The 25,080-nt window shown below is 69.4% G+C and carries 24 protein-coding genes and 1 pseudogene; 12 read left to right on the top strand and 13 right to left on the bottom strand.

The window, feature by feature from the left end; translation table 11 throughout:
• Position 1: 1 nt before the first annotated feature.
• From ACFVDO_RS01680 to ACFVDO_RS01670, 3 genes are all read left to right on the top strand, one after another.
• Positions 2 to 1,387 carry a sensor histidine kinase gene (locus ACFVDO_RS01680; protein ID WP_378858919.1) on the top strand — a complete coding sequence of 462 codons (1,386 nt, stop codon included), beginning with the start codon at positions 2 to 4 and terminating at the stop codon, positions 1,385 to 1,387.
• Positions 1,384 to 2,052 (top strand): response regulator, encoded by a 669-nt coding sequence (locus tag ACFVDO_RS01675; protein ID WP_378858918.1) that lies wholly within the window; start codon positions 1,384 to 1,386, stop codon positions 2,050 to 2,052. The genes ACFVDO_RS01680 and ACFVDO_RS01675 overlap by 4 nt, the downstream gene beginning before the upstream one ends.
• A gap of 95 nt (positions 2,053 to 2,147) precedes the next feature.
• Entirely contained in the window at positions 2,148 to 3,506 is a 1,359-nt protein-coding gene (locus ACFVDO_RS01670) for an acyltransferase (protein ID WP_378858917.1), read from the top strand.
• 21 nt (positions 3,507 to 3,527) lie between these two features.
• On the opposite strand, the pseudogene ACFVDO_RS01665 reads toward ACFVDO_RS01670, so the two are convergent.
• The 4 genes and pseudogenes from ACFVDO_RS01665 to ACFVDO_RS01650 all read right to left on the bottom strand — a co-directional run.
• A pseudogene (locus ACFVDO_RS01665) lies at positions 3,528 to 3,617 on the bottom strand (CHY zinc finger protein); the annotation flags it as partial.
• Positions 3,618 to 3,706: 89 nt separating this feature from the next.
• A complete protein-coding gene (locus tag ACFVDO_RS01660) occupies positions 3,707 to 4,303 on the bottom strand; it encodes an energy-coupling factor transporter transmembrane component T family protein (protein ID WP_378858916.1) in 597 nt (198 codons plus the stop codon).
• The gene (locus ACFVDO_RS01655; protein ID WP_378886824.1) at positions 4,300 to 4,968 is read right to left on the bottom strand and encodes an energy-coupling factor ABC transporter ATP-binding protein; all 669 of its coding nucleotides are present in this window, start codon (positions 4,966 to 4,968) and stop codon (positions 4,300 to 4,302) included. The genes ACFVDO_RS01660 and ACFVDO_RS01655 overlap by 4 nt, the downstream gene beginning before the upstream one ends.
• Before the next feature lie 16 nt (positions 4,969 to 4,984).
• Positions 4,985 to 5,563 (bottom strand): biotin transporter BioY, encoded by a 579-nt coding sequence (locus tag ACFVDO_RS01650; protein ID WP_378858914.1) that lies wholly within the window; start codon positions 5,561 to 5,563, stop codon positions 4,985 to 4,987.
• Positions 5,564 to 5,614: 51 nt separating this feature from the next.
• On the opposite strand from ACFVDO_RS01650, the gene ACFVDO_RS01645 reads away from it, so the two are divergent.
• The gene (locus ACFVDO_RS01645) at positions 5,615 to 6,160 is read left to right on the top strand and encodes a TetR family transcriptional regulator (protein ID WP_378858913.1); all 546 of its coding nucleotides are present in this window, start codon (positions 5,615 to 5,617) and stop codon (positions 6,158 to 6,160) included.
• Here ACFVDO_RS01645 and ACFVDO_RS01640 read toward each other — a convergent pair.
• From ACFVDO_RS01640 to sufB, 7 genes are all read right to left on the bottom strand, one after another.
• On the bottom strand, positions 6,132 to 7,556 hold the full coding sequence (locus ACFVDO_RS01640; protein WP_378858912.1) for an MFS transporter: 1,425 nt from the start codon (positions 7,554 to 7,556) through the stop codon (positions 6,132 to 6,134). The two genes, ACFVDO_RS01645 and ACFVDO_RS01640, sit on opposite strands and share 29 nt — an antisense overlap.
• Positions 7,553 to 8,713 (bottom strand): MalY/PatB family protein, encoded by a 1,161-nt coding sequence (locus ACFVDO_RS01635; RefSeq protein ID WP_378858911.1) that lies wholly within the window; start codon positions 8,711 to 8,713, stop codon positions 7,553 to 7,555. The genes ACFVDO_RS01640 and ACFVDO_RS01635 overlap by 4 nt, the downstream gene beginning before the upstream one ends.
• A gap of 140 nt (positions 8,714 to 8,853) precedes the next feature.
• A complete protein-coding gene (locus tag ACFVDO_RS01630) occupies positions 8,854 to 9,183 on the bottom strand; it encodes a metal-sulfur cluster assembly factor (protein WP_285630448.1) in 330 nt (109 codons plus the stop codon).
• Positions 9,184 to 9,192: 9 nt separating this feature from the next.
• Positions 9,193 to 9,963, bottom strand: a complete 771-nt coding sequence (gene sufC, locus ACFVDO_RS01625; protein ID WP_378858322.1) for a Fe-S cluster assembly ATPase SufC — start codon at positions 9,961 to 9,963, stop codon at positions 9,193 to 9,195.
• Between the two features lie 34 nt (positions 9,964 to 9,997).
• Positions 9,998 to 10,324: a non-heme iron oxygenase ferredoxin subunit gene (locus ACFVDO_RS01620; protein WP_378858321.1), complete on the bottom strand. Its 327-nt coding sequence runs from the start codon at positions 10,322 to 10,324 to the stop codon at positions 9,998 to 10,000.
• Positions 10,321 to 11,472: a Fe-S cluster assembly protein SufD gene (gene sufD / locus ACFVDO_RS01615; protein ID WP_378858320.1), complete on the bottom strand. Its 1,152-nt coding sequence runs from the start codon at positions 11,470 to 11,472 to the stop codon at positions 10,321 to 10,323. Before sufD ends, ACFVDO_RS01620 begins: the two co-directional genes overlap by 4 nt.
• 3 nt (positions 11,473 to 11,475) lie before the next feature.
• Positions 11,476 to 12,894 (bottom strand): Fe-S cluster assembly protein SufB, encoded by a 1,419-nt coding sequence (gene sufB / locus ACFVDO_RS01610; protein ID WP_378858319.1) that lies wholly within the window; start codon positions 12,892 to 12,894, stop codon positions 11,476 to 11,478.
• A 234-nt stretch (positions 12,895 to 13,128) separates the two neighbouring features.
• On the opposite strand from sufB, the gene ACFVDO_RS01605 reads away from it, so the two are divergent.
• Positions 13,129 to 14,250 (top strand): heme A synthase, encoded by a 1,122-nt coding sequence (locus ACFVDO_RS01605; RefSeq protein WP_378858318.1) that lies wholly within the window; start codon positions 13,129 to 13,131, stop codon positions 14,248 to 14,250.
• Positions 14,251 to 14,295: 45 nt separating this feature from the next.
• Positions 14,296 to 14,709, top strand: coding sequence for a hypothetical protein (locus tag ACFVDO_RS01600; protein ID WP_378858317.1), 414 nt, complete (start codon positions 14,296 to 14,298; stop codon positions 14,707 to 14,709).
• Between the two features lie 57 nt (positions 14,710 to 14,766).
• Here the strand turns inward: ACFVDO_RS01600 and ACFVDO_RS01595 are convergent, their stop codons facing one another.
• Entirely contained in the window at positions 14,767 to 15,699 is a 933-nt protein-coding gene (locus ACFVDO_RS01595) for a heme o synthase (protein WP_378858327.1), read from the bottom strand.
• A 204-nt stretch (positions 15,700 to 15,903) separates the two neighbouring features.
• Here ACFVDO_RS01595 and tkt point away from each other — a divergent pair, with 204 nt between their 5' ends.
• From tkt to pgl, 6 genes are read left to right on the top strand one after another with little or no spacing between them, the layout of a single operon-like run.
• Positions 15,904 to 18,006 carry a transketolase gene (gene tkt / locus ACFVDO_RS01590; protein ID WP_378858316.1) on the top strand — a complete coding sequence of 701 codons (2,103 nt, stop codon included), beginning with the start codon at positions 15,904 to 15,906 and terminating at the stop codon, positions 18,004 to 18,006.
• Positions 18,003 to 19,115 carry a transaldolase gene (gene tal, locus ACFVDO_RS01585; protein ID WP_378858315.1) on the top strand — a complete coding sequence of 371 codons (1,113 nt, stop codon included), beginning with the start codon at positions 18,003 to 18,005 and terminating at the stop codon, positions 19,113 to 19,115. The genes tkt and tal overlap by 4 nt, the downstream gene beginning before the upstream one ends.
• Positions 19,112 to 20,716 (top strand): glucose-6-phosphate isomerase, encoded by a 1,605-nt coding sequence (locus ACFVDO_RS01580; protein WP_378858314.1) that lies wholly within the window; start codon positions 19,112 to 19,114, stop codon positions 20,714 to 20,716. Before tal ends, ACFVDO_RS01580 begins: the two co-directional genes overlap by 4 nt.
• Positions 20,717 to 20,754: 38 nt before the next feature.
• The gene (gene zwf, locus ACFVDO_RS01575; protein WP_378858313.1) at positions 20,755 to 22,299 is read left to right on the top strand and encodes a glucose-6-phosphate dehydrogenase; all 1,545 of its coding nucleotides are present in this window, start codon (positions 20,755 to 20,757) and stop codon (positions 22,297 to 22,299) included.
• Positions 22,296 to 23,231 (top strand): glucose-6-phosphate dehydrogenase assembly protein OpcA, encoded by a 936-nt coding sequence (locus ACFVDO_RS01570; protein ID WP_378858312.1) that lies wholly within the window; start codon positions 22,296 to 22,298, stop codon positions 23,229 to 23,231. Before zwf ends, ACFVDO_RS01570 begins: the two co-directional genes overlap by 4 nt.
• Positions 23,232 to 23,233: 2 nt before the next feature.
• Positions 23,234 to 24,010, top strand: coding sequence for a 6-phosphogluconolactonase (gene pgl, locus ACFVDO_RS01565; protein WP_378858326.1), 777 nt, complete (start codon positions 23,234 to 23,236; stop codon positions 24,008 to 24,010).
• Here pgl and ACFVDO_RS01560 read toward each other — a convergent pair.
• Positions 24,004 to 25,044 carry a DMT family transporter gene (locus ACFVDO_RS01560; protein ID WP_378858311.1) on the bottom strand — a complete coding sequence of 347 codons (1,041 nt, stop codon included), beginning with the start codon at positions 25,042 to 25,044 and terminating at the stop codon, positions 24,004 to 24,006. The two genes, pgl and ACFVDO_RS01560, sit on opposite strands and share 7 nt — an antisense overlap.
• Positions 25,045 to 25,080: the final 36 nt, after the last annotated feature.

Genomic DNA, 25,080 nt, shown 5'->3' with positions numbered 1-25,080 from the left:
TATGCGGAGGACGGCGGAGCGCAGATCCGCGCGCAGAGCGGAGAAGGCCGAGCGCGATGCCGCACAGACGGCCGCCAAGGCCGCCAAGGTCGCGAAGGCCGAGGAGGCGTCCCGCCGGAAGACGGCGAAGGCCGAGAAGAGAGCCGCGCGGCGGGAGAACCCGTCCCGCATCATGGCGATGTTCCGGCGCCTGCGCGACCGTCAGACCGCTCAGGTCGTCGTTCTCTCGGTCATCGCCATCGCGCTGTATCCGATCCTCGTGCCGGTGCACGCGCAGCTCTACGGGACTTATCTGCCCGTGGCGATGTTCCTCGGCGCCGCAGCGGTCAGTGCACCGCTGATCAGCAGGCACCGCCCGCGCGCAGCCGTCGCGCTCTTCCTCGTCGCCGCGGTGCTGCTCCCATGGATGGCTGTCCTGCCCGAGGCGGCGGCGGTCTGGCCATGGCCCTGGTCCGTGCCGATGATCATCGCTTTCGTCATGTTCGTCATGGCGATCACGCTGCAGCACGGCTGGCGGTACGGCCTGTTCATGCTGGTCGCCGGTATCACGCTGGTGATGCTGCCGGCCGGAGTGATTCCTGACATCTCGGCGTCCGGCGGCGTGATCGCCGACCTCATCGTCACCGCATCGGTCGCCTCAGCCGCGTTCCTGATCGCGGTTCTCGTGGCCGGGCAGCTGCGGATCACCGATGAACTCGTCAGGGAACGCGCGCAGTCCGCGCAGGAACTGGCTCGCCGCGAACTGATCGAGGAGCGCACCCGCATCGCCCGTGAGCTGCACGACGTCGTCGCGCACAGCATGTCGCTGATCCAGGTGCAGGCGTCGACCGCCCGCTACCGGCTCCCCGACCTCGCCGATGACGCGGCATCCGAGTTCGACGACATCGCCGCCACAGCCCGCATATCACTCGGCGAGATGCGCCGCATCCTCGGAGTGCTCCGCACCGAGGACCATACCGCCGAACTCGCTCCGCAGCGGGGCATCGACCAGATCCCCGCACTGGTCGAGACCACCCGCCGAGCCGGAGCCGACGTGACGCTCTCGGGTCGCGTCACCGGCGACGTCGACGCCTCCGCGCAGATCGCGCTCTATCGCATCACACAAGAGGCGCTGAGCAACGCGGTCCGGCATGCCCCGGGCGCGGCCATCGCAGTTGCTCTCTCGAGTACCGAGGAGCACGTGTCCGCGTGGATCGCCAACAGCACGTCCACCGAGCCGGTCGCGCAGACCCCGGGGGGCGGTCACGGACTCCGCGGTATGACGGAGCGGGCAGAGCTCCTCGGCGGTTCTGTGCAGGCAGGACCCGATGCTGCGGGAGGATGGGTGGTGTCCGCACGGCTGCCGCGGCATCCGGCATCCGGCGCCGCTCAGAAGGGAACCGCATGACGATCCGCGTGCTCGTCGCCGATGATCAGGGCATGGTGCGCGCCGGTTTCGCCGCGCTGCTCGATGCCCAGGACGGCATCTCGGTGGCAGGGCAAGCCGCTGACGGCGAGGAGGCGGTGCGGCTCTCCACCCGCCTCGATCCCGACATCATCCTGATGGACGTGCGGATGCCGGAACTCGACGGCATCGCCGCGACGCGGCGCATCCTCGGCCCGTCCTATCCATCGGCCCATGTGCCACGCATTCTGATGCTGACGACCTTCGACATCGACGACTATGTCTACGATGCGCTGGAGGCGGGTGCGAGCGGCTTCCTGCTCAAGGATGCGCTTCCGGACGACCTCGTGCACGCGGTGCGGGTGATCGCCGCGGGCGATGCACTCCTGTCTCCCCGCGTGACCAGGCGCATGATCGAGCACTTCTCCTCACGCAGGCCGCATGCGCGACGTGCCGATCCGGCCTTCGCGGAGCTCACCGATCGTGAGCGCGAGGTGCTCGTGCTGATCGCCCAGGGCCGTTCGAACTCAGAGATCGCCGGCGAGCTGTTCATCGCCGAGCAGACCGTGAAGACGCATGTCGGCAAGGTGTTCGCGAAGCTCGGGCTGCGCGACCGCGTGCACGCCGTGATCTACGCGTACGACAACGGGTTGGTCGAACCGACCTGATACTCCGGTAGGGCACAGGACGGCACCCTGGCGGGATGCCGAGGCGGACACCGCGTTCTTAACCTCCGAGGACACCGCGATCCTCGGAGGTCCAGATGTCCCTTTCCCCCGCCGCCCGACCAGGGCGCGACCACTCGATCGACCTGGTCCGCGCCCTGTGCGTGACCGCCGTCGTCGTGCTGCACAGCCTGATGGTCGGCGTCACCGTCACACCCAACGGTCCCGTCTTCGCGAACGCCGGCGACGCCGGGTGGTGGCTCGTGCCGGTCAGCTGGGTGCTGCAGGTGATGCCGCTGTTCTTCGTCATCGGAGGGTTCGCCGGGCTGCGCGCGTACGAGCGGATGCCGAAGGGCTCCGCGACCGCGTTCGTCGCGGCGCGCCTGCACCGGTTGCTGCTGCCGGCTGTCGCCGTGATCGGGACTGCCGGCGTCGGCCTTGCCGCACTCACGCTGACCGGCGTGCCGGCCGAACTGGTCGAGGTCGCCGGATTCCGTTTCGGACAGCCGCTGTGGTTCCTCGCCGTGTTCCTGCTCGCGCAGGCGCTGCTGCCGCTGCTGGTGCGCGCTCACCGAGCGGCGCCGTTGATGTCCCTCGCAGCACTCGCCGGAGGCGCCGTGGCCGTCGACATCGTGCGCGCCGCGACCGGCGTCGACGCGATCGGGTTCCTCAATCTCGGCTTCGTCTGGCTGACGATGCAGCAGCTCGGCTTCGTGCTCGCCGACGGACGCATCGACGCGCTGTCACGCCGCGCGCGGGTCGCGATCGGTGCCGCGGCCCTGGCCGCTCTCGCCACGACCTTCATCACCGGCGCCTACTCGCCCGACCTCATCGCCAACATCAACCCGCCCACTGCGGCGCTGATCCTCGTGGGCATCGTGCACACCGCGGCATTCTCACTGCTGCGCGCGCCGATCACCGCATTCGCCGAGCGGCGGCGAGCCCGCGCCTTCGCCGGGTTCGTCTCGCAGCGGGCGATGACGATCTACCTCTGGCACATGTCGGTGCTGCTGATCCTCGCCGGCGGTTCGGCGCTGCTCGCGAGCGCCGGGATGCTCGAGCTGCCGTCACCGGCGTCAGCCGAGTGGTGGCTGGGACGCCCGGTATGGCTGGCACTCGCGCTCGGCATCACCGCACTGATCAGCCTCCCGCTGTCACGCATCGAGATGCTCCGTCTGCCGCGGCGGAATGTCGGCGCAGCAGCGGTCGGCTTCGCGGCAGCACTGGGAACCTCGTCGATCGTGCTCCTGCTGGTGCGCGGGACGTCCACGACGACGGTCATCGCCGCCCTCACCGTGCTGGTCGCCGCGCTGGCGATCGTGACGCCGGTGCCGTCACTCGAAGTACAGCGGATGGTGCAGGGAGCATCGCGGATTGAACACCGCACGGCAACCGGGGCATTCCGCGGCCACGCGGTACTCCCGGATCCTCAGGGAGCGACCGCACACGCCGCATAGCGCCGCCTCGGTCTCGGCCTGCGCCGCCGGCCACACCGTACGCGGGTGGTCGGCGGCATCGTCGTGACAGTGCACGCAGGGGTACCACTCGCCGCAGCAGTGGAACCGCATCGCGACCACATCGAGGTCGGTGCGATAGTGCTCGCACCGCGTCTGCGCGTCGATGACGGATCCGCGCACCAGAAACTCGCCGACACGGATCATCGGACTATCCCACGGGCGACCAGTGCGTCGCCGACGTCGTCTGCGTGCTTCATCGTCAGCACCAGCAGCGGCAGCGCCGCGCGGATGCCGAGACGCACCCCCCGAGCCCGCTGCGCGTCGCGCACCTGCTCGGCGAGACCGGCGATCACCGGGACCATCGCGATGGCCAGTGAGATCGTGAGGGCGACCGTCTCGGGTTCGATACCGAACCGGCGGAACGGCCGGAGCACACGCTCGAGCACCGCCAGCAGGTCGCCCATCCGAGTCGTCCTGGTCACGAGGTCTGCGAGCAGCACCAGGGCGACGACCCGACCGGTGTTCACGATGGCGGGCTCCCACCCGACGAAGAACCAGAGCAGGCCGCCGAGCACCAGCACCACCCAGCGCATCCGCCACCACGCCTCGCCGAGCATCGAGAGCGGAAGACCCGCGAGCGGATACAGCGCCGACGCGGCGGACAGCACGACGAGCATCTCCAGAGCACCCGGCCGTGACAGCGACAGCACCAGCGCGCATAGCGCGAGACCTGCGAGCTTCGCCCCGGCCGGGAGCCTGTGCAGGAGGCCCGCTCCCGGGCTGTACAGCGAGATCACGCGCAGCTCACCCGGTACTCGCCGATCACCTCGGCGGGGTCGCCCTGCGCACGCACCCGTCCGTCCTCGAACAGCAGCGCTTCGTCGCAGCGCGCGGCGAGTTCGAGGTCGTGCGTCACCAGCACCAGGCGCGACTCGAGTGCCAGCAGCAGGTCGCCGATGCGCCGCGCGTTGCGCAGGTCGAGCAGCGTGGTCGGCTCGTCGGCGACGACGAGCTCCGGCCCGGTCACAAGGACGGATGCCAGGGCGAGCAGCTGGCGCTGACCGCCGGACAGTCCCGATGCGGGGACATCGCCGAGACCCGCCAGTGCGTATTCGGCGAGCACCTCCTCGATGCGGGCAGGGATCTGGTGCCGCGGCATCCCGCGCAGCGACAGCGCGAGGTCTTCGGCAGCAGTGGGCATCAGGATCTGCGCCTCCGGGTTCGTGAAGACGAACCCGACCTTCCGGCGCAGCTCGTCGGCCTCATGCGCGGGATCGAGACCGAGCACGCTGATGCGCCCCGAGTTCCGCAGTCGCAACCCATTCAACAGTCGGGCGAAGGTGGACTTGCCCGATCCGTTGCCGCCGATCACCGCGGTGCGGCGTGCGGCGAGACGCACACTCACGTCCGACAGGATCGGGCGGCCCTCCGCCTCGACGCCGACGCCCTCGAATTCGATCACGTCCGCCGCGGCGTCCTCAGGCCGCATGCGCCGCGGCCGGGACCCGGTTCTCGAAGGCCCGCGGGTACGCACGGTGCAGGGCGACGGCGAGCACCGTCGCGGCGACGGCCTTCAGCAGGTCCCCGGGCAGGAACGCGAGACTCGACAGCGCGGTCGGACCCAGCGGGACACCGGTGACCAGTGCCTGCACCGGGATGCCGAACAGATAGATGACGAGGATGCCGCCGACCACTGCGGCGAGTCCGGCCCGCCACCAGGTGAAGCGACCGTGGTGCGCTATGATCCCGATCACCACGGCACCGACCACCCAGCCCAGCATGTATCCCGCGGAAGGCCCGACGAAGACGCCCAGTCCCCCGCGTCCGCCCGCCAGCACAGGGAGCCCGATCGCCGCGAGAGCGAGCACGAGCAGCACCGACAGCGCCCCTCTGCGGGCACCGAGCACGAGCCCTGCCAGCATCACGCCCAGCGTCTGAGCCGTGATCGGCACGCCGCCGGGCAGCGGGACGACGACCATGCCGAGTACGACGATGAGCGCCGCGAACACGGCGATGCGCGCGATATCGGCACCGAGTGGACGGGTGGATGTGGACATCAAGGCCTCCTGAACAGTGTTCACCTGAACGTCGTTCAGTATACTGACGCCATGGCACCCGGACGACACGACCGCGACTCCGTGACCACGCTCGCCCTCGATCTGCTCGATCGCGTCGGCCTGCCCGACCTGTCCATGCGGCGACTCGCGTCCGAGCTCGAGGTGCAGCCGAGCGCCCTCTACTGGCACTTCGCCAGCAAGCAGGAGCTGCTGGCAGCCGTGGCCGACCGCATCCTCTCCCGCATCCCCCGGCCGGAGCCCGGCACCGACGTGGCCGCGATCGCCGTCGGCATCCGGGATGCCCTGCTCGCCTACCGCGACGGCGCCGAGGTCGTCATGTCGACCTACGCGCTGCGCCTCGGCGCACGCCGAGCGCAGGACGCGCTGCAGACGGTGATCGGCGACAGTGCCTCGGCCGATGCGCTGTTCGAGTTCATCCTGGGGCATGCCACGCTCGTGCAGCAGCGCATGCACGCGCAGAGCATCGGCGCGACGACGGATGCTGCTTACGACCCCACCGCAGAGCTCGACGCGGTGTTCCGCGCCGGCATCCGCGCGTTCGCCACACTCAGCGCTGCGACTGACCAGCGGAGTTGAGGGCTGTGACCCCCGGTCCGTCGCCCAGACGGAAACCTGGGACCGCGGCGATCAGCAGTACGACGACAGCCAGCGCGAAGACCACCGGGAATCCGGAGCCGGCGAGCGGCAGGCTGACGAACAGCAGTCCGGCGATCGCGATCGTCACCGCCGAACCGGTGGAGTCCGAGATCGACAGCGCCGAGGAGTTGAACCCCTCATCGGCCGGCGTCGAGTACGCGAGCGTGAGCACCGTGAGTCGCGGATAGAGCAGACCCATGCCGCCGCCCGCGAAGCCCCACAGCGCGACGATCACCCATGGCGCCGCGTGCAGGATCGAGATCGTCAGCACGCCGCCGAAGCCGATGAGCATCAGCACCGTGCTGATCGCCACCATCCGTCGGCTGCCGAGCAGCTCGCCGTATCTGCCCTGCACCGCGGAGCCGCCAGACCATGCCAGCGCCGAGACGGTGAGCGCGAGGCCGGCGATCGTCGGGCTGAAGTCGAACCTCTCCATGAGCATCTTGGGCACGTAGGCCTCGGCCGCGAAGAAGGCTCCGGCGGCCATGCCGCGCATCAGCACGACGCTCGGCAGCCGCGGAGCGGCCCGCAGGGTGCCGACCGGAAGCAGCGGACGGATCGCGAACGCGATGACGACGACGGATGCCGCGGCCAGCGGCCACCCCGCCGCGGGTGCGAGATCCGCGGTGAACCCGACCGCGACCGCCGCGACGGCGACGACCACCGCGAGCAGGATCCGCATGCCGATCCGTCCGCCGGCGGGTGCGCTCTCGGCACGAGGCGGCTCGGCCTCGCCCGGATGCGCGTTCAGATCGACGCCGCGCAGGCGCACGGCCACCAGTACGAAGGCCAGCGCGGTGAGCACAGCGACCCCGAGGAACGCCCACCTCCAGTGCAGGTACTGCGCCACCGCCCCGGCCAGGAACGGGCCGATCATCGACGGCACCACCCAGGCCGCTGCATACGCGGCGAAGATCCGGCCGTGCAGCTGCGGCGGATACACCCGTGCCACGACCACGTACAGCGCGACCGTCTGCCCGCCACCGCCGAGCCCCTGGATGAGGCGGCCCAGCACGAGGGTGTACATGTCGGTCGCCAGCCCCGCGATCACCAGCCCGACGGTGAAGAGGGCGATCGCGGTGTACAGCGGTGCACGCGGGCCCGACCGATCGCTCCAAGCGCCGGCTGCGACCATGCCGATCACACCGGTTGCGAGAGTGCCCGCGAACGCGACGGCGTACAGCGCCTCGCCGTGCAGATCCGAGGCGACCAGGGGCATCACGGTGGTGACGGCCAGTGCTTCGATAGCCGCGAGGAAGATCAGGACGACGGAGCCGACCGTGATGCCCAGTCGCTTCCCGTCCCAGATCGTCGGCGCGGATGCCGGGGCGCTCACGCGCCGACCAGCGGCACGATCCGCTGCACAGCCTCGCGGATGATCTCGGGACTGGTTCCGAAGTTCAGCCGCACATGTCCTCGACCCTCGGCGCCGAACGCAGGCCCGAAGTGCAGCGCCACCTTCGCCTCGCGGAGGATGCGCTTCGCCGGGTTGTCCCCCCAGCCCAGGTCGGTCAGATCGATCCACGCGAGGTAGCCGGCATCCGGCATCCGGTAGCGGGAACCGGGCAGGTGCTCGGCGAGCAGGTCGCCCAGCAGACGGCGGTTCTCATCCAGCGCGGCGAGCAGGCCGTCCAGCCACGCGTCGCTCTCGGGAGAGAAGGCGGCGACAGCTGCCAGCACCCCGAACTGGCCGGTGCGCCATTCCACCTCGACCGGCAGGCCGCGCAGAACCGCATCGTGCTCGTCGGAGGCCGCGATCATCAGCGCGCACTTCAGGCCGGCGAGGTTGAACGCCTTGCTGGCGCTGGTGACGGCGAAGCCGACGCGCGCGGCCGCGTCCGACGCGGAGAGGAAGGGTGTGAACCCGGCATCCGGCTGCACGAGCGGCGCGTGGATCTCGTCGGAGACGACGACGGCGCCGTGCCGCTCGGCGATCTCGGCGAGACCGGCAAGCGACTCACGGGTGTGCACGGTGCCGGTCGGGTTGTGCGGGTTGCACAGCAGCACGGCTCGGGCACCGGCAGCGAGGGCGGCGTCGATGCCGTCGAGGTCGAGTGCGAGGCCGGATGCGGTGTCATGCAGCGCGACCCGCTCGACGACACCACCCGCTTCATCGACCAGATCGAAGAACGGCGGGTACACGGGCGGCGTGACGATCACCCGGTCGCCTGGCGCGATCACGCGACGCAGGATCTCCACGACTCCCATGCTCACGTCCGCCGTCGTGCGGATGCGGGAGGAGTCGGGTCGCCAGCCGAACCGGCGCTCGGCGAAGGCCGCATAGGCCTCGGGCAGCGGCGTCTGCGAGGCGATGTAGCCGGTGTCGCCGATGCGCACCGCGCGCTCGAGCGCGGCGCTGATCGCGGGCGCGAGGGGGAAGTCCGTCTCTGCGACGAAGAGCGGCAGGACGTCCTCGGGGTACTCCCGCCACTTCTCGCTCGTCCGCCGGCGCAGGACGTCGAGAGGAAGGGCGCGGATGGGAGTGACGGTCATGAGAAGAGCCTAGCGACGGGTGCCCTTCATCTCGCGCGCGGGTCCTGAGCGATCACCGGCGAAGCCGGAGCGAGACGAAGGGCGCTCAGGAACCGACGCGAAAGGGCACGGCCGACCGGCCGTGCCCTTTCGCAGGTGTGTCAGATCGCGAAGCCGAGTGCGCGCATCATGTCGCGCCCGTCGTCGGTGATCCGCTCGGGACCCCACGGCGGCATCCAGACCCAGTTGATGCGGAACCGGTCGACGACGCTGTCCAATGCCTGCGCGGTCTGCTCCTCGAGCACGTCGGTGAGCGGGCATCCGGCGCTGGTCAGGGTCATGTGGATGACGAGCGCGTCGTTCTCGTCGTCCCAGGCGAGATCGTAGATCAGTCCCAGGTCGACGACGTTGATCCCGAGCTCGGGATCCATGACGTCCTTCAGAGCCTCGGTGACCTCGTCGTACTTCTCGTCGGTCAGCGTTGCGGTCATGGCCTCAGCCTACGCTTCGATGGGAGCGGAGGGGTCGAGGAACCGGTCGTAGCCCTCGTCCTCGAGACGGTCGGCCAGCTCCGGGCCGCCCTCCTCGACGATCTTGCCGGCCACCACCACGTGCACGAACTGCGGACGGATGTAGCGCAGGATGCGGGTGTAGTGCGTGATCAGCAGCACACCGAGGTTGGTCTGCTCCTTGGCGCGGTTCACGCCCTCCGAGACGATCTTCAGCGCGTCGACGTCGAGGCCGGAGTCGGTCTCGTCGAGCACGGCGAACTTCGGCTTGAGCACCTCGAGCTGCAGGATCTCGTGGCGCTTCTTCTCGCCGCCGGAGAAGCCCTCGTTGACATTGCGCTGCGCGAACTTCGGGTCCATGCGCAGGTTCGCCATCGACGCCTTGACGTCCTTGGTCCACTGACGGATCGAGGGGGCCTCGCCGTCGAGCGCGGTCTTCGCGGTGCGCAGGAAGTTGGTCACGGTGACGCCGGGGATCTCGACCGGGTACTGCATGGCCAGGAACAGGCCGGCGCGGGCGCGCTCGTCGACGGTCATCGCGAGGACGTCCTCGCCGTCGAAGGTGATGGAGCCCTGGGTGACGGTGTACTTCGGGTGACCGGCGATCGTGTAGGCCAGGGTCGACTTGCCGGAGCCGTTGGGGCCCATGATGGCGTGCGTCTCACCGGTCTTGATGGTCAGGTCGATGCCGTTGAGGATCGGGGTGGTTCCGGCATCCGTCTCGACCGTCACGTGCAGGTCGCGGATCTCAAGAACAGACATTCAGATTTCCTTCATTTCGTAGGACGTCGGCGGCTCAGGCCGCGACCGTCCCGTTCGGGTCGATGAGCACGTCGTCTCCGTCGATCGTGACGGTGTAGACGGGGACGGGCTCGAAAGCGGGGAGGTTGAGAGGCTTGCCGGTGACGAGCGAGAACTGCGAGCCGTGGGCCCAGCACTCCAGCGTCTCGCCCTCGACGAAGCCCTCGGCCAGCGAGATGTCGCCGTGGGTGCAGGTGTCGCCGATCGCGTGCACGGCGTCGTTCGAGTCGCGCACGACGGCGATCGGCTTGCCGTCGAGCACGACGCGGAGCGGGGTGTCCTGCTCGAGCTCGCTCAGTGCGCAGGCACGCACCGCGGTCACGCGTTCACCTCGGCGAGCTCGGCCTCGATGGCGACCATGAGCTCCGCTTCCAACGACGGGATGCCAAGGCGCTGGACGATGTCGCTGAGGAAGCCGAGCACGACGAGGCGTCGTGCCTGCTCCTCGTCGATGCCGCGCGCCTGTAGGTAGAACAGCTGCTCGTCGTCGAAACGCCCGGTGGCGCTGGCGTGTCCGGCGCCGACGATGTCGCCGGTCTCGATCTCGAGGTTCGGGATCGAGTCTGCGCGTGCGCCCTCGGTGAGCACCAGGTTGCGGTTGGCCTCGTACGAGTCGGTGCCGACGGCGTCGGCACCGATGAGCACATCGCCGATCCACACGCTGTGCGCGCTCTCGCCCTGCAGCGCGCCTTTGTAGAGCACGTCGCCGACGGTGTGCGCACCCTTGTGGTACAGGTACACCTGCGACTCCAGATGCTGCCCGGCGTCGGCGTAGGACAGGCCGTACAGACGTCCCTGCGCACCGTTGCCGGCGAGCTCGACGTTCGGGTTCACGCGCACCAGACCGCCGCCGAAGCTGACGATCGAGTGCGTGAGGGCGGCGTCGCGGCCGACCTGCACCTGGTGGGACGCCGCGTGCACCGCGTCGTCCTGCCACTGCTGCACGCTGACGACCGTGAGCTTCGCGCCGTCGCGGACCAGGATCTCGACGTTCTGCGCGTACTGGGCCGAGCCCACGTGACGCAGCAGCACGGTGGCCGAGCTGTTGACGCCCGCCTCGATCACGATGTGACCGTCGGCGCGGCGCTCGGCGCCCTGACCGGTGACGGTCACCACGATCGGCTCGCCGACCTCGGCATCCTGCGGGATGTCGATGTGCAGCGCCTCGGTGGAGCCCTTCCAGGCCACAGCCGAGACAACGTCCTCCGGGCGGAAGAACTCGCCGCGCGGCGCAGTGCCGGCCGCGAGCGGAGCACCGACGTACCGGTCGGAGCTGACCTCGTAGGTCACGCCGTCGTTCTGGGCGGCGACTTCGAACAGGGCGCGCAGCTTCTCGACCGGCGTGTGCTTCCAGTTGACCTCACGGCCGTTCGGCGCGCCGAAGTCGTCCGGCTCGAACGAGTGCGGCCGCTCTGAACGGGTCTGCACCGGCACGAAGGCAGGCTCGACCTCGATGTATGCGGTTGTCACGGGTCAGCCCACCGAACCTTCCATGCCCATCTCGATGAGCTTGTTCAACTCCATCGCGTACTCCATCGGCAGCTCGCGCGCGATCGGCTCGATGAAGCCGCGCACGATCATCGCCATCGCCTCGTCCTCCGGCATGCCGCGGGACTGCAGGTAGAACAGCTGCTCCTCGCTGACCTTCGAGACGGTCGCCTCGTGACCGAGCTGCACGTCGTCGACACGGATGTCGATCGCCGGATAGGTGTCGGAGCGGGACTGCGTGTCGACCAGCAGCGCGTCGCAGCGCACGGTGTTCGCCGAGTGGTGCGCGGCGGGATCCACTCGCACCTCACCGCGGTATCCGGCGCGACCGCCGCCGCGTGCGATCGACTTCGAGACGATCGACGACTGCGTGTACGGCGCCATGTGGATCATCTTCGCGCCGGCGTCCTGGTGCTGGCCGGGGCCGGCGAAGGCCACGGACAGGGTCTCGCCCTTGGCGTGCTCGCCCATCAGGTAGATCGACGGGTACTTCATCGTCACCTTGGAGCCGATGTTGCCGTCGACCCACTCCATGGTCGCGCCCTCGTGCGCCACGGCGCGCTTGGTGACCAGGTTGTAGACGTTGTTCGACCAGTTCTGGATCGTCGTGTAGCGCACGCGGGCGTTCTTCTTCACGATGATCTCGACCACGGCCGAGTGCAGCGAGTCGGACTTGTAGATCGGGGCGGTGCAGCCCTCGATGTAGTGCACGTAGCTGTCCTCATCGGCGATGATCAGCGTGCGCTCGAACTGGCCCATGTTCTCGGTGTTGATCCGGAAGTAGGCCTGCAGCGGGATCTCGACGTGCACGCCCTTGGGGACGTAGACGAACGAGCCGCCGGACCACACTGCGGTGTTCAGCGCGGCGAACTTGTTGTCGCCCGGAGGGATGACGGTGCCGAAGTACTCCTCGAAGAACTCCGGGTGCTCGCGAAGCGCCGTGTCGGTGTCCATGAAGATGACGCCCTGCTCCTCCAGGTCCTCGCGGATCTGGTGGTACACCACCTCGGACTCGTACTGCGCGGCGACGCCGGCGACCAGGCGCTGACGCTCGGCCTCGGGGATGCCGAGACGCTCGTACGTGTTCTTGATGTCGTCGGGAAGCTCTTCCCACGACTGCGCCTGCTTCTCGGTGGAGCGGACGAAGTACTTGATGTTGTCGAAGTCGATCTCGCTGAGGTCGGCGCCCCAGGTGGGCATCGGCTTGCGACCGAACAGGGCGAGACCCTTCAGACGGGTCTTCAGCATCCACTCCGGCTCGTTCTTGAGGCCGGAGATGTCGCGCACGACGGCTTCGCTCAGGCCGCGCTTCGCGCTGGCACCGGCGACGTCTTCATCGTGCCAGCCGAACTCGTACACCCCCAGACCTTCGAGCTCGGGGCGGTCGATCAGCACATCCGACATACACACTCTCCTCTACAGGCCGCAAACGGTGTCATCCGCCCCGGCATGCCCGACCCCCGTCGAGTGAACGGGGACTGGGATACCGCTGTGGGGCCCTCATCAGCGACGCATTCATCGCGCCTAAACTGTTGCTGATGCGTCTCGCGCTCCGCGCGCGCATCGCAACAATCCGATTCTACAGGTTTCGCCGACATCCGAGCCGATCTTGCCGGATGCCTGCGGGCCGGAGGTGCCATGCACGCCAGTTCCGTCACGTCGCGATCCGAGACGGCCGTCACGTTGTCCAAGCCGCTCCGGGTGTTCGCCTGGCTCTCGTTCCTCGCCGAAGTGATCATCATCGGCACCGGGGGCGCGGTGCGCCTGACCGGTTCGGGACTCGGATGCTCGGACTGGCCGCTCTGCACTCCGGAATCCCTGATCCCGCTTCCCGAGCAGGGCATCCACGGCATCATCGAGTTCGGCAACCGGACGATGACGGGCGTCGTCGGGCTGGTCGCGCTGGCGGTCGTCCTGCTCACCGTGCACGCCGTCGGCGGGCGCACCCTCGTGTTCCGCGCGCTCTGGTTCGCGCTCGGCGGTGTGGCGCTGGCCGTCGCCGTGTACGCGATCGCCGACGGAGCGGGACTCGCCTACTCGGCGGCGCTGATGTCCGCGGCACTGCTGCTGTCGGTGCTCGCGGGAGCTGTCGACTCGGTGCGACGCACCACGCAGCGCCGCGATCTGGCGCTGCTGGCGTGGATCACGCTCGCTGGGGTGATGGCCCAGGCCGTCGTCGGCGGATTCGCCGTGCTGACCGAGCTGAACGCGTTCATCGTCGGCTTCCACTACGCCTCCTCGCTGCTGCTCGTGTGCGTCACCGCCGCCTTCCTCGTGCGCATGAACGCGACCCCGGGGCCGCGGAAGGCGGCCGTGCCGCGCTGGTTCGCCGTCCTCACCCACGTCACAGGACTCGCTCTGGCGATCACCATCCTGTTCGGCGTGCTCACCACGGGCTCCGGTCCGCACTCCGGCGACGCGAACATCCAGCGCAACGGATTCGACGCCACCTGGCTGGCACATGTGCACTCCTGGCCGGGATACCTGCTCGCCGCACTGATCGTCGTGCTCCTGATCAGCGCCTTCGCGCTGCGCCTGCCGTCGCGCAACTGGCTGATCGTGCTCGCCGGCGCCGTGCTCGTGCAGGTCCTCGTGGGCGTGCTGCAGGCCAGGCACGGGCTCCCTCCGGTGCTGGTCGGCATCCACATGATGCTTGCCTCGCTCTCGGCCGCCGCCTACACGGTGGTCGTGCTGAAGCTGAAGCGTCCGGTCTCCGCCTACGAGGCGCCCGCCCTCGGGGAGCACGCAGGCCACGCATAGTCCGCGCATAACCCGCGCATCAGGCGGTGCGGAAGAGTTCCGAACATGAAGAAGACAACCCTGTTCCGTTCCGTCCCGTATCTCCTGCTGGTGCTGCTCTCGCTCGCCGCGATCGGCGTAGGCGGATGGCTGTCGACCCGCCAGATCGGCGCGATGACGTCAGCGCTGCTGGACGGCACGGCCACCGGTGTCGAGGTCTACGCCGGGCAGAGCTGGGTCATGCTGGGCGCGGTCGTGCTCGGCGCAGGCGTGATCGGCCTGCTGATGGCGCTGGCCCTCGCCGCCGCGAGGGCGCTCATCCCGCGGCCGACGCCCGAGACCGTCGAGCCGATCGACTGGACCGCGCAGCAAGAGGCGCCCGTCGCCGAGGCGACGGATGTCGAGGATGCTGCGGAGATCACTGCGCCAGTGGAGGACGACTCGCCCGTCGAGCCCGTGGGCGCGGCATCCGTCCGCTGAGCCGGAACAGAAGAAGGCCGGCCCGCGAGGCGGGACCGGCCTTCTTCGTCGATCGGATCAGAACGGCATCAACGGGTCGACCGCGACGGCCAGGAAGATCAGCGTCAGGTAGGTGATGGACGCGTGGAACACGCGCATCGGGCGCGGCTCGTTGCCGTGCACGGCGCGGTTGTACAGACGGTGCGACTCGTAGATGAACCATCCGCCGAAGACCAGCGCCGAGACCGTGTAGACCAGCCCCATGCCGGCGACCGGGATGAGCAGCAGCGAGCAGGCGACCGTCGCCCACGCGTACAGGATGACCTGCAGGCCCACCTGGGACGCATTGCGGGTGACGCCGAGCATCGGCACGTCGACGTCGTCGTAGTCGTCCTTGTACTTCATCGACAGCGGCCAGTAGTGCGCCGGGGTCCACAGGAACACGAGCGCGAACAGCACCATCGGCGGCCAGGCGAGGGAGCCCGTGACCGCGGTCCAGCCGATGAGCACAGGGAAGCACCCGGCGATGCCACCCCAGATGATGTTCTGCTCCGTGCGGCGCTTGAGGATCATCGTGTAGATCACGACGTAGAAGAAGATCGCGACGGCCGACAGCGTAGCCGCCAGCCAGTTCGTGGTCAGCCACAGCCACACCGTCGAGACGACGGCGAGCGTCCACGAGAACACGAGCGCCCCTCGCGGTGACACCTCGCCGGTCACCAGCGGACGATTCTTGGTGCGCTTCATGTGCACGTCGATGTCACGATCGAGGTACATGTTGAAGGATGCCGCGGAGCCGGCGCTCATGGCACCGCCGAAGATGGTCGCGAGGATGAGCCCGACGTCGGACCAGGTGAACGGCGTCCCGCCCTTGGCGAGGATCATGACCGGCACGGTGGAGACGAGCAGCAGCTCCATCACCCGGGGCTTCGTCAGCGCCACATAACCACGGATCTTCTGACCGAACGTGTGCGTGCGGGCATCGGTCTGCGACATGGTCGAGATCGCGATCGCCTCCTCCATGCGAAAAGCTGACAGTTTCCTCTCAGTCTACGGCACCGCGCGCGGTCGACCGGCGCCGAAATGAACCGTCTCACACCTGCGGGGCCGCACTATGCTGGGGATCACTCGCGCGCCCCAGACGCTGCGCACTCACCTCCGTGACGACGCGGATCGCGCAGGGATACGGGCGCCTTTTTCCTTGTCAGAAGGGGCATGACCGTGGCGGAACTCATCTGGAACGATCTCGACCGGCGAGCGGTGGACACCGCCCGCGTGCTGGCGGCCGACGCCGTGCAGAAGGTCGGGAACGGCCATCCGGGTACGGCGATGAGCCTCGCGCCCGTGGCATACCTGCTGTATCAGCGGGTCATGCGCCACGACCCGGCCGACACGCACTGGATCGGCCGCGACCGCTTCATCCTCTCGGTCGGGCACTCCTCCCTCACGCAGTACGTGCAGCTGTACCTGGGCGGCTTCGGCCTCGAGCTGTCCGACCTCGAGGCGCTGCGCACCTGGGGGTCGCTGACCCCCGGACACCCCGAGTACGGGCACACCAAGGGCGTGGAGATCACCACCGGCCCGCTCGGCCAGGGCCTCGCATCGGCCGTGGGCTTCGCCTACGCCTCCCGCTACGAGCGCGGTCTGTTCGACCCGGATGCCGCGGCAGGCGCCAGCCCGTTCGACCACCACGTCTACGTGATCGCCGGCGACGGCGACCTGCAGGAGGGCGTCACCAGCGAGGCGTCGTCGCTCGCCGGACACCAGCAGCTCGGCAACCTGATCGCGATCTACGACTCGAACCAGATCTCGATCGAGGGCGACACGAACGTCGCGTTCACCGAGGGCGTGCGTCAGCGCTACGAGGCCTACGGCTGGCAGGTGCTCGAGGTCGACTGGCGTCGCACCGGACAGTACGTCGAGGACGTGCAGGAGCTGGACGACGCCATCGAGCAGGGCAAGGCCGAGACCGGCAAGCCCACGCTGATCATCCTGAAGACCATCATCGGCTGGCCGGCGCCGAACAAGTCCGGCACCGAGTCGGTGCACGGCAACGCGCTGGGCGCGGACGAGGTCGCCGCGACGAAGGTCGTGCTCGGCTTCGACCCCGAGAAGTCCTTCGTCGTCGAGGACGCCGTCATCGAGCACACCCGTGAACTCGGCAGCCGCGCCGTCGAGGAGCGCGCCGCATGGCAGTCCTCCTTCGACGCGTGGGCTGCGGCGAACCCCGAGCGCAAGGCCCTGCTGGACCGCCTCGAGGCGCAGGCGCTCCCCGAGGGCATCGAGGGTGCGCTGCCCGTCTTCGAGGCCGGCACCGACGTGTCCACCCGTGCGGCATCCGGCAAGGTCATCAACGCGCTCGCGCCGCAGCTGCCCGAACTGTGGGGCGGCTCGGCCGACCTGGCAGGCTCGAACAACACCACGATCGCGGGGGCTGCATCGTTCATCCCCGCCGAGTGGTCCACGCACGACTGGAACGGCAGCCCTTACGGACGCGTGCTGCACTTCGGCATCCGCGAGCACGCGATGGGCTCGATCCTGAACGGCATCGTGCTGCACGGCCCGACGCGTCCGTTCGGCGGCACCTTCCTGATCTTCAGCGACTACATGCGCCCCGCTGTGCGTCTGGCCGCGCTGATGAACGTGCCGAGCGTCTTCGTCTGGACGCACGACTCGGTCGCCCTCGGCGAGGACGGCCCGACCCACCAGCCGATCGAGCAGCTCGCCTCGCTGCGCGCGATCCCGAACATGACCGTCGTGCGCCCCGCCGACGGCAACGAGACCGCAGCCGCATGGCTCGAGATCCTCAGCCGGCACGGCGGCCCCACCGGCATCGCACTGACCCGCCAGAACATCCCCGTGTTCGCACGCGGCGAGGGCGCCGCATCCGGCGACGTGTTCGCCTCCGCGGCGAACACCGCGAAGGGCGCCTACGTGCTCGCCGAGGCGCCGAACGGCACTCCGGATGTCATCCTGATCGGCACCGGCTCCGAGGTGCAGCTCGCCGTCGCCGCCCGCGAGACCCTCGCGAACGAGGGCGTGAACGCCCGCGTGGTGTCCGCGCCGTCGCTGGAGTGGTTCGCCGAGCAGGACGAGGCGTACCGCGAGAGCGTGCTGCCGAAGGCCGTCACAGCCCGCGTGTCGGTCGAGGCCGGATCGGTGCTCAGCTGGCGCGGAATCGTCGGCGACCGAGGCCGCTCGGTCGGCATCGACCACTTCGGCGCCTCCGCCGACTACAAGACCCTGTTCCAGAAGTTCGGCATCACCGCCGAGGCCGTCGTCGAGGCGGCGCGCGAGAGCATCAAGGAGAACGCATGAGCACCCCCACCGCAGACCTCTCGGCCGCCGGCGTCAGCATCTGGCTCGACGACCTGTCCCGCACCCGCATCCACACGGGCAACCTGCAGCAGCTCATCGAGAGCCGCAACGTCGTCGGTGTCACCACCAACCCGACGATCTTCGCGAACTCGATGACCAACCCGGACGACACCTCGTACGACGCCCAGGTGCACGAGCTGGCCGCATCCGGCGCATCCGCCGTCGACGCCGTGTTCGCGGCGACCACGCAGGACGTGCGCGACGCGCTGGACGTGTTCCGCCCGGTCTATGACGCCTCCTCGCACGTCGACGGCCGGGTGTCGATCGAGGTCTCCCCCGACCTCGCCCACGACACCGAGGGCACCATCGCTCAGGCCAAGGAGCTGTGGGAGCGCGTCGACCGCCCGAACCTGCTGGTGAAGATCCCCGCGACCAAGGCGGGCCTTCCCGCCATCGCCGCGGCGATCGGCGCCGGCATCAGTGTCAACGTGACGCTGATCTTCAGCCTGGAGCGCTACGCCGAGGTCATCGACGCGTACCTGACCGGGCTGGAGACCGCGAAGGCGGCAGGCATCGACCTCTCGACGATCCACTCCGTCGCCTCGTTCTTCGTGTCGCGCGTCGACACCGAGACCGACAAGCGCCTCACGGCGATCGGCACCGACGAGGCGGCCGCGCTGAAGAGCAGGGCCGGCCTGGCGAACGCACGTCTCGCCTACGAGCTCTACGAGCAGAGCTTCGCCGGCGACCGTGCCAAGGCGCTGCTGGATGCCGGTGCCACCCTGCAGCGACCGCTGTGGGCCTCGACCGGCGTGAAGGACCCCGCGCTGCCCGACACCCTGTACGTGACCGAGCTGGTCGCCCCTGGCGTGGTGAACACCATGCCGGAGAAGACCCTCGAGGCGACCTTCGACCACGGCGTCGTCACCGGTGACACCGTGACCTCGACCTACGACGCCTCCCGCGAGGTCTTCGCCGGCCTGAAGGCCGTCGGCGTCGACTTCGACGACGTCACGCAGGTGCTCGAGGACGAGGGCGTGGCGAAGTTCATCGACTCGTGGCACGACCTGCTCACCCAGGTCGCTGCAGGGCTCGAGGCCGCCCGATGAGCGTCGCGGTCCACGTCTCGGGCGCGGCGGCCGCGGCCGTCGAGGAGACGGTCCCCCGACTGGTCGCAGAGCTCATCGCGACCCGGCTCACCAGCGGCGACCCGACCCTGTGGGGACCGGATGCCGAGGCGGAGGCCTCCATCCGTCTCGGCTGGCTCGAGGCGGTGGCCAACTCGCGGCCGCTGGTCGACGAGATCACCGCGCTGCGCGAGGAGCTCTCGGCCAAGGGCGTCGACCGGTTCGTGCTCGCCGGCATGGGCGGATCCTCGCTCGCGCCAGAGGTCATCACGCAGACCGCCGGTGTCCCGCTGACGATCCTGGACTCCACCGCACCGGGGCAGGTCCTGGCGGCACTGGACGCCGACCTCGCGCGCACCGCGCTCGTGGTCTCGTCGAAGTCCGGTTCCACCGTCGAGACCGATTCGCAGCGACGCGCCTTCGAGGCCGCGTTCCGCGACCTCGGCATCGACCCGGCCGAGCGCATCGTCGTGGTGACCGACCCCGATTCGCCGCTGGACGCCTCGGCCCGTGAGGCCGGCTACCGCGTGTTCAACGCCGACCCGAACGTCGGCGGCCGCTATTCGGCGCTCACCGCGTTCGGCCTGGTGCCCTCCGGTCTCGCCGGAGCCGACATCTCCGAGCTCCTCGACGAGGCGGAGGCGCTGATCCTCGAGCTCGCGCTCGACAGCGCATCCAACCCCGCCCTGCGCCTGGCCGCGGCCATCGTCGGCTCCGACCCGCGGCCGGACAAGCTCGGCCTGATCACCGACGGCACCCACATCGTCGGCTTGCCGGACTGGATCGAGCAGCTCATCGCGGAGTCCACCGGGAAGGGTGGCACCGGCATCCTGCCCGTGGTCCTGCTGCCCGTCTCGCCCGAGGTGGAGAACAAGCCGGCCGACCTGCAGCTGGTGCGCCTGGTCGACGACGCCGACGAGTTCCACCTGCCCGAGCGCCACAAGGGCGAGATCCTCGTCAGCGGCACCCTCGGCGCGCAGTTCCTGGTGTGGGAGTACGCGACCGCGATCGCCGGCTACCTGCTCGGCATCAACCCCTTCGACCAGCCCGATGTGGAGTCGGCGAAGGTCGCCGCGCGCGGCCTGCTCGACGCGCGCCCGGAGACCGCTCCCCCGGCTTTCGTCGAGGACGGCATCGAGGTGCGGGTGTCCAATCCCGCCCTCGCATCCTCCGGCACGATCGAGGGAGTCCTGGACGCGCTCTGGGCTCAGCTGCCCGCCGATGGATATGTCGCCGTGCAGGCCTACGTCGACCGCCTCGACCTGCCCCAGCTGCAGGGGCTGCGCGAGATGGTCGCCGCCGACTCCGGCCGGCCCGCGACCTTCGGATGGGGGCCGCGCTTCCTGCACTCCACGGGGCAGTACCACAAGGGCGGTCCGGCGCAGGGCGTCTTCCTGCAGATCCTGGAGCGCACCGAGGTGGACCTGGAGATCCCCGATCGACCATTCACGTTCGGGCAGCTCATCGAGGCTCAGGCCGCCGGTGACGCCGCCGTGCTCGCGCAGCACGGTCGCCCGGTCGTATCGTTGACGATCGCCGACTCGTCCGCCGACGTGATGGCGCTCTTCGAAGCCGCCCAGTGATCCGCTGACACCGTGACACCGATCGAGGCACTTTACCGATGACAGCATCCATCTCGCGCGGGCACAATCCGCTGCGCGACCCCGACGATCGCCGCCTGAACAGGATCGCCGGGCCCAGCGCCCTGGTGATCTTCGGCGTCACCGGCGATCTGTCCCGCAAGAAGCTCATGCCTGCGGTCTACGACCTCGCCAATCGCGGTCTGCTGCCGCCCGGCTTCGCCCTGGTCGGCTTCGCCCGCCGCGATTGGGAGGACCAGGACTTCGCGCAGGTCGTGTACGAGGCCGTCAAGCAGCACGCGCGCACGCCGTTCCGCGAGGAGACCTGGCAGCAGCTGCTGCAGGGCATCCGGTTCGTGCAGGGCACGTTCGACGATCCGGAGTCGTTCCGCCGGCTGCGCGAGACCGTCGAGAAGCTCGACGTCGAGCGCGGCACCATGGGCAACCACGCCTACTACCTGTCCATCCCGCCGAAGGACTTCCCGATCGTCGCCCGCCAGCTCAAGGACTCCGGTCTGGTCGGCGACGCGAGCGACGACGAGCAGTGCTGGCGCCGAGTGGTCATCGAGAAGCCGTTCGGCAACGACCTGGAGTCCGCACGAGCGCTGAACCGTGCTCTCGAGGTGGCGTTCCCCGCTGACTCGATCTTCCGCATCGACCACTACCTCGGCAAGGAGACCGTCCAGAACATCCTGGCGCTGCGCTTCGCCAACGAGCTGTACGAGCCGATCTGGAATCGCAGCCACATCGACCACGTGCAGATCACGATGGCCGAGGACATCGGCGTGGGCGGCCGTGCGGGGTACTACGACGGGATCGGCGCCGCACGCGACGTCATCCAGAACCACCTGCTGCAGTTGCTCGCCCTGACCGCGATGGAGGAGCCGATCAGCCTCTCCGCCGAGCACCTCCGCGCCGAGAAGGAGAAGGTGCTCGAGGCCGTGCAACTGCCGGCGGATCTGTCGCTCGCCACTGCGCGCGGTCAGTACGCCGGGGGCTGGCAGGGCGGCGAGAAGGTGAACGGCTTCCTCGAGGAGGACGGGATGAATCCCGCCTCCACCACTGAGACCTACGCCGCCGTCAAGCTCGAGATCGCGAACCGCCGCTGGGCCGGAGTGCCGTTCTACCTGCGCACAGGCAAGCGACTCGGGCGCCGCGTCACCGAGATCGCCGTCGTCTTCAAGCGCGCGCCGCAGCACCTGCTGGCCCGCACCTCGGAACTCGGACAGAACGCCCTGGTGATCCGGGTGCAGCCCGACGAGGGCGTCACGATCAGGTTCGGCTCGAAGGTCCCCGGTGCCGGCACCCAGGTGCGCGACGTGACCATGGACTTCGGCTACGGCCACGCCTTCACCGAAGCGAGCCCCGAGGCGTACGAGCGGCTCATCCTGGACGTGCTTCTCGGTGACCCGCCGTTGTTCCCGCGGCACGAAGAGGTCGAGCTGTCCTGGAAGATCCTCGACCCCGTCGAGCAGTACTGGGCCGCGCAGGGCGGTCCGCTGGAGCAGTACGCCCCCGGTTCCTGGGGTCCGGCATCCGCCGACGCCCTGCTGGCCCGCGACGGACGAGTCTGGAGACGCCCGTGATCATCGACCTGCCCGACACCACCGTCAGCCAGATCGCCAAGCAGCTCGTCCGCACGCGCGAGGAGGGCGGCGCGGTCGCCCTCGGCCGCGTGCTGACGCTCGTCATCGCCGCCCGCAACGGGGTGGCCGAAGACGCGATCGACGCCGCGAACGACGCCTCCCGCGAGCATCCGATGCGGGTGATCGTGCTCACCGCGGGCGACGGCCCCTCCCGCCTCGACGCGCAGATCCGCGTCGGCGGCGACGCCGGCGCCAGCGATGTCATCGTGCTGCGCGCCTACGGCGAGGCCGCGAGCAACGCGGAGAGCCTGGTGACCGGCCTGCTGCTGCCCGATGCGCCGGTCGTGGCCTGGTGGCCGGACGAGGCGCCGACGGATGCAGCGTCTTCCCCGCTCGGCCGCATCGCCCAGCGCCGCATCACGGATGCCGCGACGTCGCCCGATGTGCGGGATCGACTCGCTCTGCTCGGGCGCACGTACACGCCCGGTGACACCGATCTCGCCTGGACGCGACTGACGCACTGGCGGGAGCAGCTGGCCGCCGTGCTGGATCAGCCGCCGTTCGAGACCGTCACCGGCGTCGAGGTGCGTGGAGCTGCCGCGTCGCCGTCCACGGCGCTCCTCGCGGCCTGGCTGCAGATGGCACTGGACGTGCCCGCACGCTGGTCCTACGAGGATCCGGAGCACTGGCAGGAGGGCATCAAGTCGGTACGACTGCACCGTGCTTCCGGCGACATCCTCCTGGAGCGTCCCTCGCCCGGATTCGCGCGTCTCACGCAGCCTGGGCAGCCCGCCCAAGAGCTGCATCTGCCGCGCCGCACTCTGAGGGAATGCCTGGCCGAAGAGCTGCGCACCCTCGACGCGGACGTCCTGTACGGTCGAGTCATCACCGATGGCTGGGAGCGGCTGGGACCGCCGGAAACGGGAGCATGACGATGGAGCAGGCGCGCGCGATCAAGACGGTCGTCGTCGAACCCACCCCGGCTGAACTCGCCGCCCGGGTCGCCGATCGGTTCCTGACCAGGGTGCGCGCCCGCACCAGGGACGGACGCACCGCCCACATCTGCCTCACCGGCGGGTCGATGGGCGGCGCCGTCCTTGCCGCCGCGGCGGCGCATCCGCGCGCGTCGAAGATCGACTGGTCGCTGGTGCACTTCTGGTGGGGCGACGAGCGCTTCGTCGCCCGCGACGACGCCGACCGCAACTCGCTGCAGTCCCGCCGCGCCCTGCTCGACCACATCCCGGTTCCGGCCGAGAACGTGCACGAGGCGGCCGTCCCCGGTGAGATGAGCCTCGACGAGGCCGCAGAGGCTTACGCCGCCGAGCTGGCCCGGTACGGCACCGACGAGCGGCCCTGGCCGTCGTTCGCGGTCTGCTTCCTCGGTGTCGGGCCTGACGGCCACATCGCATCGCTGTTCCCGGATCGCCCCGAGGTGACCGTGACCGATGCGGCTGTGCTGCCTGTCCGCGACTCGCCCAAGCCCCCGCCCGAGCGCATCACGCTGACCCGGCCGGTCATCAACGCATCGAAGCGGGTGTGGCTGGTGCTCACCGGCGCCGACAAGGCGTCCGCTCTCGGCCTCGCTCTGGCGGGCGCGAGCTACGCGAGCGTGCCGGCCGCGGGCGCGAAGGGCCGCCGTCGCACGGTCTTCTTCGTGGACGAGGCCGCCGCCTCCGAGGTCTCGCCCGACCTCATCGACCGCGACTACTGAGAAGGCTCGTCCGGCCGAGCCGCCGTGTCCGTGGGCGTGGTTCCCGGTTCCGTCGACTGGGGCTCTGAGCCCGTGCTCGCAGGGGTGCTGCCGCGCGTGATCGCGTGCTCCTGGCTCTCGCTGATCATCTGCGGGTGGTATCGAGCGAGGCCGAACACGCCCCATACCGCGATGCCGCCGGCGATCGCGAAGCCGATCTGCACCCACAGCGGCGCGGCGTCGGCCTCGCCGAGCACGAGGATGCCGATCAGCACGGCCACGATCGGGTCGATCACAGTGAGGCCCGCGATGACGAGGTCGGGCGGACCCGACGCGTACGCGGTCTGGACGAAGTAGCCGCCGGCCACTGCCGCGGACACCAGGGCGATGACGCAGATCAGGGTCACCCAGTCGAACTCACCCGCCTGGATGCGGCTGATCACCGCCTTCGCCAGCGTGGCGACGAAGCCGTAGAGGATGCCCGCGCCTGTGACGTAGAACAAGGCCCGCATCCGGTGCCGCAGCACCAGCCAGCAGACGAACAGCAGGATGATCACGACCAGGAGGATCGCCAGGATCACGAAGAGGTCGCGCTCGGTGATCTCGCGCTCGGTGGCGTAGATCGCCGCGAGGGTGACGAACAGGAAGATGCCGCCGACGCAGGCGATGATCGCGGTGAGCGACTGCCGTGTCGGCGACTGGCCCGAGATCCGCGCGTTCAGCAGCGTCGTGATGACCAGCGCAATCGCACCGAGGGGTTGGACGACGATCAGCGGCGCCACCGCGAGGGCCGCCAACTGGCAGACCACGGCCAACCCCAGCATGAGGGTTCCGATCAGCCAGGAGGGACGCGTGAGCAGTCCCTTGAGCTGCGTCATCGAGAGCCCTGTGGCGCCCTCGGTGCCCGTGATCCGCTCGACCTTCTCGACGCCGCGGTGCTGGTACTGGGCGCCGAGCGACATGAACACGGCACCCGCCAGAGCGAGCGGAATCCCCATCAGCAGCCCGGGGTTCTGGAACACCCCGACCAGCTGGTCCGTGACTTCCCCCGCCATCCCCGCTCCATTCACACGTACGACTGTACCGGGCGC

The sequence above is a fragment of the Microbacterium sp. NPDC057741 genome (genome assembly GCF_042798735.1).
GTDB lineage: Bacteria > Actinomycetota > Actinomycetes > Actinomycetales > Microbacteriaceae > Microbacterium.
Note: the sequence above shows the minus strand (reverse complement) of the source record. Positions and strands in the feature narration are given on the sequence as shown.

Coding starts and splice junctions, on each gene's coding strand:
- ACFVDO_RS01680 (WP_378858919.1), top strand. CDS start 2: ATGCGGAGGACGGCGGAGCGCAGATCCGCGCGCAGAGCGGAGAAGGCC.
- ACFVDO_RS01675 (WP_378858918.1), top strand. CDS start 1,384: ATGACGATCCGCGTGCTCGTCGCCGATGATCAGGGCATGGTGCGCGCC.
- ACFVDO_RS01670 (WP_378858917.1), top strand. CDS start 2,148: ATGTCCCTTTCCCCCGCCGCCCGACCAGGGCGCGACCACTCGATCGAC.
- ACFVDO_RS01650 (WP_378858914.1), bottom strand. CDS start 5,563: ATGTCCACATCCACCCGTCCACTCGGTGCCGATATCGCGCGCATCGCC.
- ACFVDO_RS01645 (WP_378858913.1), top strand. CDS start 5,615: ATGGCACCCGGACGACACGACCGCGACTCCGTGACCACGCTCGCCCTC.
- ACFVDO_RS01635 (WP_378858911.1), bottom strand. CDS start 8,713: ATGACCGTCACTCCCATCCGCGCCCTTCCTCTCGACGTCCTGCGCCGG.
- ACFVDO_RS01630 (WP_285630448.1), bottom strand. CDS start 9,183: ATGACCGCAACGCTGACCGACGAGAAGTACGACGAGGTCACCGAGGCT.
- sufC (WP_378858322.1), bottom strand. CDS start 9,963: ATGTCTGTTCTTGAGATCCGCGACCTGCACGTGACGGTCGAGACGGAT.
- sufB (WP_378858319.1), bottom strand. CDS start 12,894: ATGTCGGATGTGCTGATCGACCGCCCCGAGCTCGAAGGTCTGGGGGTG.
- ACFVDO_RS01605 (WP_378858318.1), top strand. CDS start 13,129: ATGCACGCCAGTTCCGTCACGTCGCGATCCGAGACGGCCGTCACGTTG.
- ACFVDO_RS01600 (WP_378858317.1), top strand. CDS start 14,296: ATGAAGAAGACAACCCTGTTCCGTTCCGTCCCGTATCTCCTGCTGGTG.
- tkt (WP_378858316.1), top strand. CDS start 15,904: ATGACCGTGGCGGAACTCATCTGGAACGATCTCGACCGGCGAGCGGTG.
- tal (WP_378858315.1), top strand. CDS start 18,003: ATGAGCACCCCCACCGCAGACCTCTCGGCCGCCGGCGTCAGCATCTGG.
- ACFVDO_RS01580 (WP_378858314.1), top strand. CDS start 19,112: ATGAGCGTCGCGGTCCACGTCTCGGGCGCGGCGGCCGCGGCCGTCGAG.
- zwf (WP_378858313.1), top strand. CDS start 20,755: ATGACAGCATCCATCTCGCGCGGGCACAATCCGCTGCGCGACCCCGAC.
- pgl (WP_378858326.1), top strand. CDS start 23,234: ATGGAGCAGGCGCGCGCGATCAAGACGGTCGTCGTCGAACCCACCCCG.
- ACFVDO_RS01560 (WP_378858311.1), bottom strand. CDS start 25,044: ATGGCGGGGGAAGTCACGGACCAGCTGGTCGGGGTGTTCCAGAACCCC.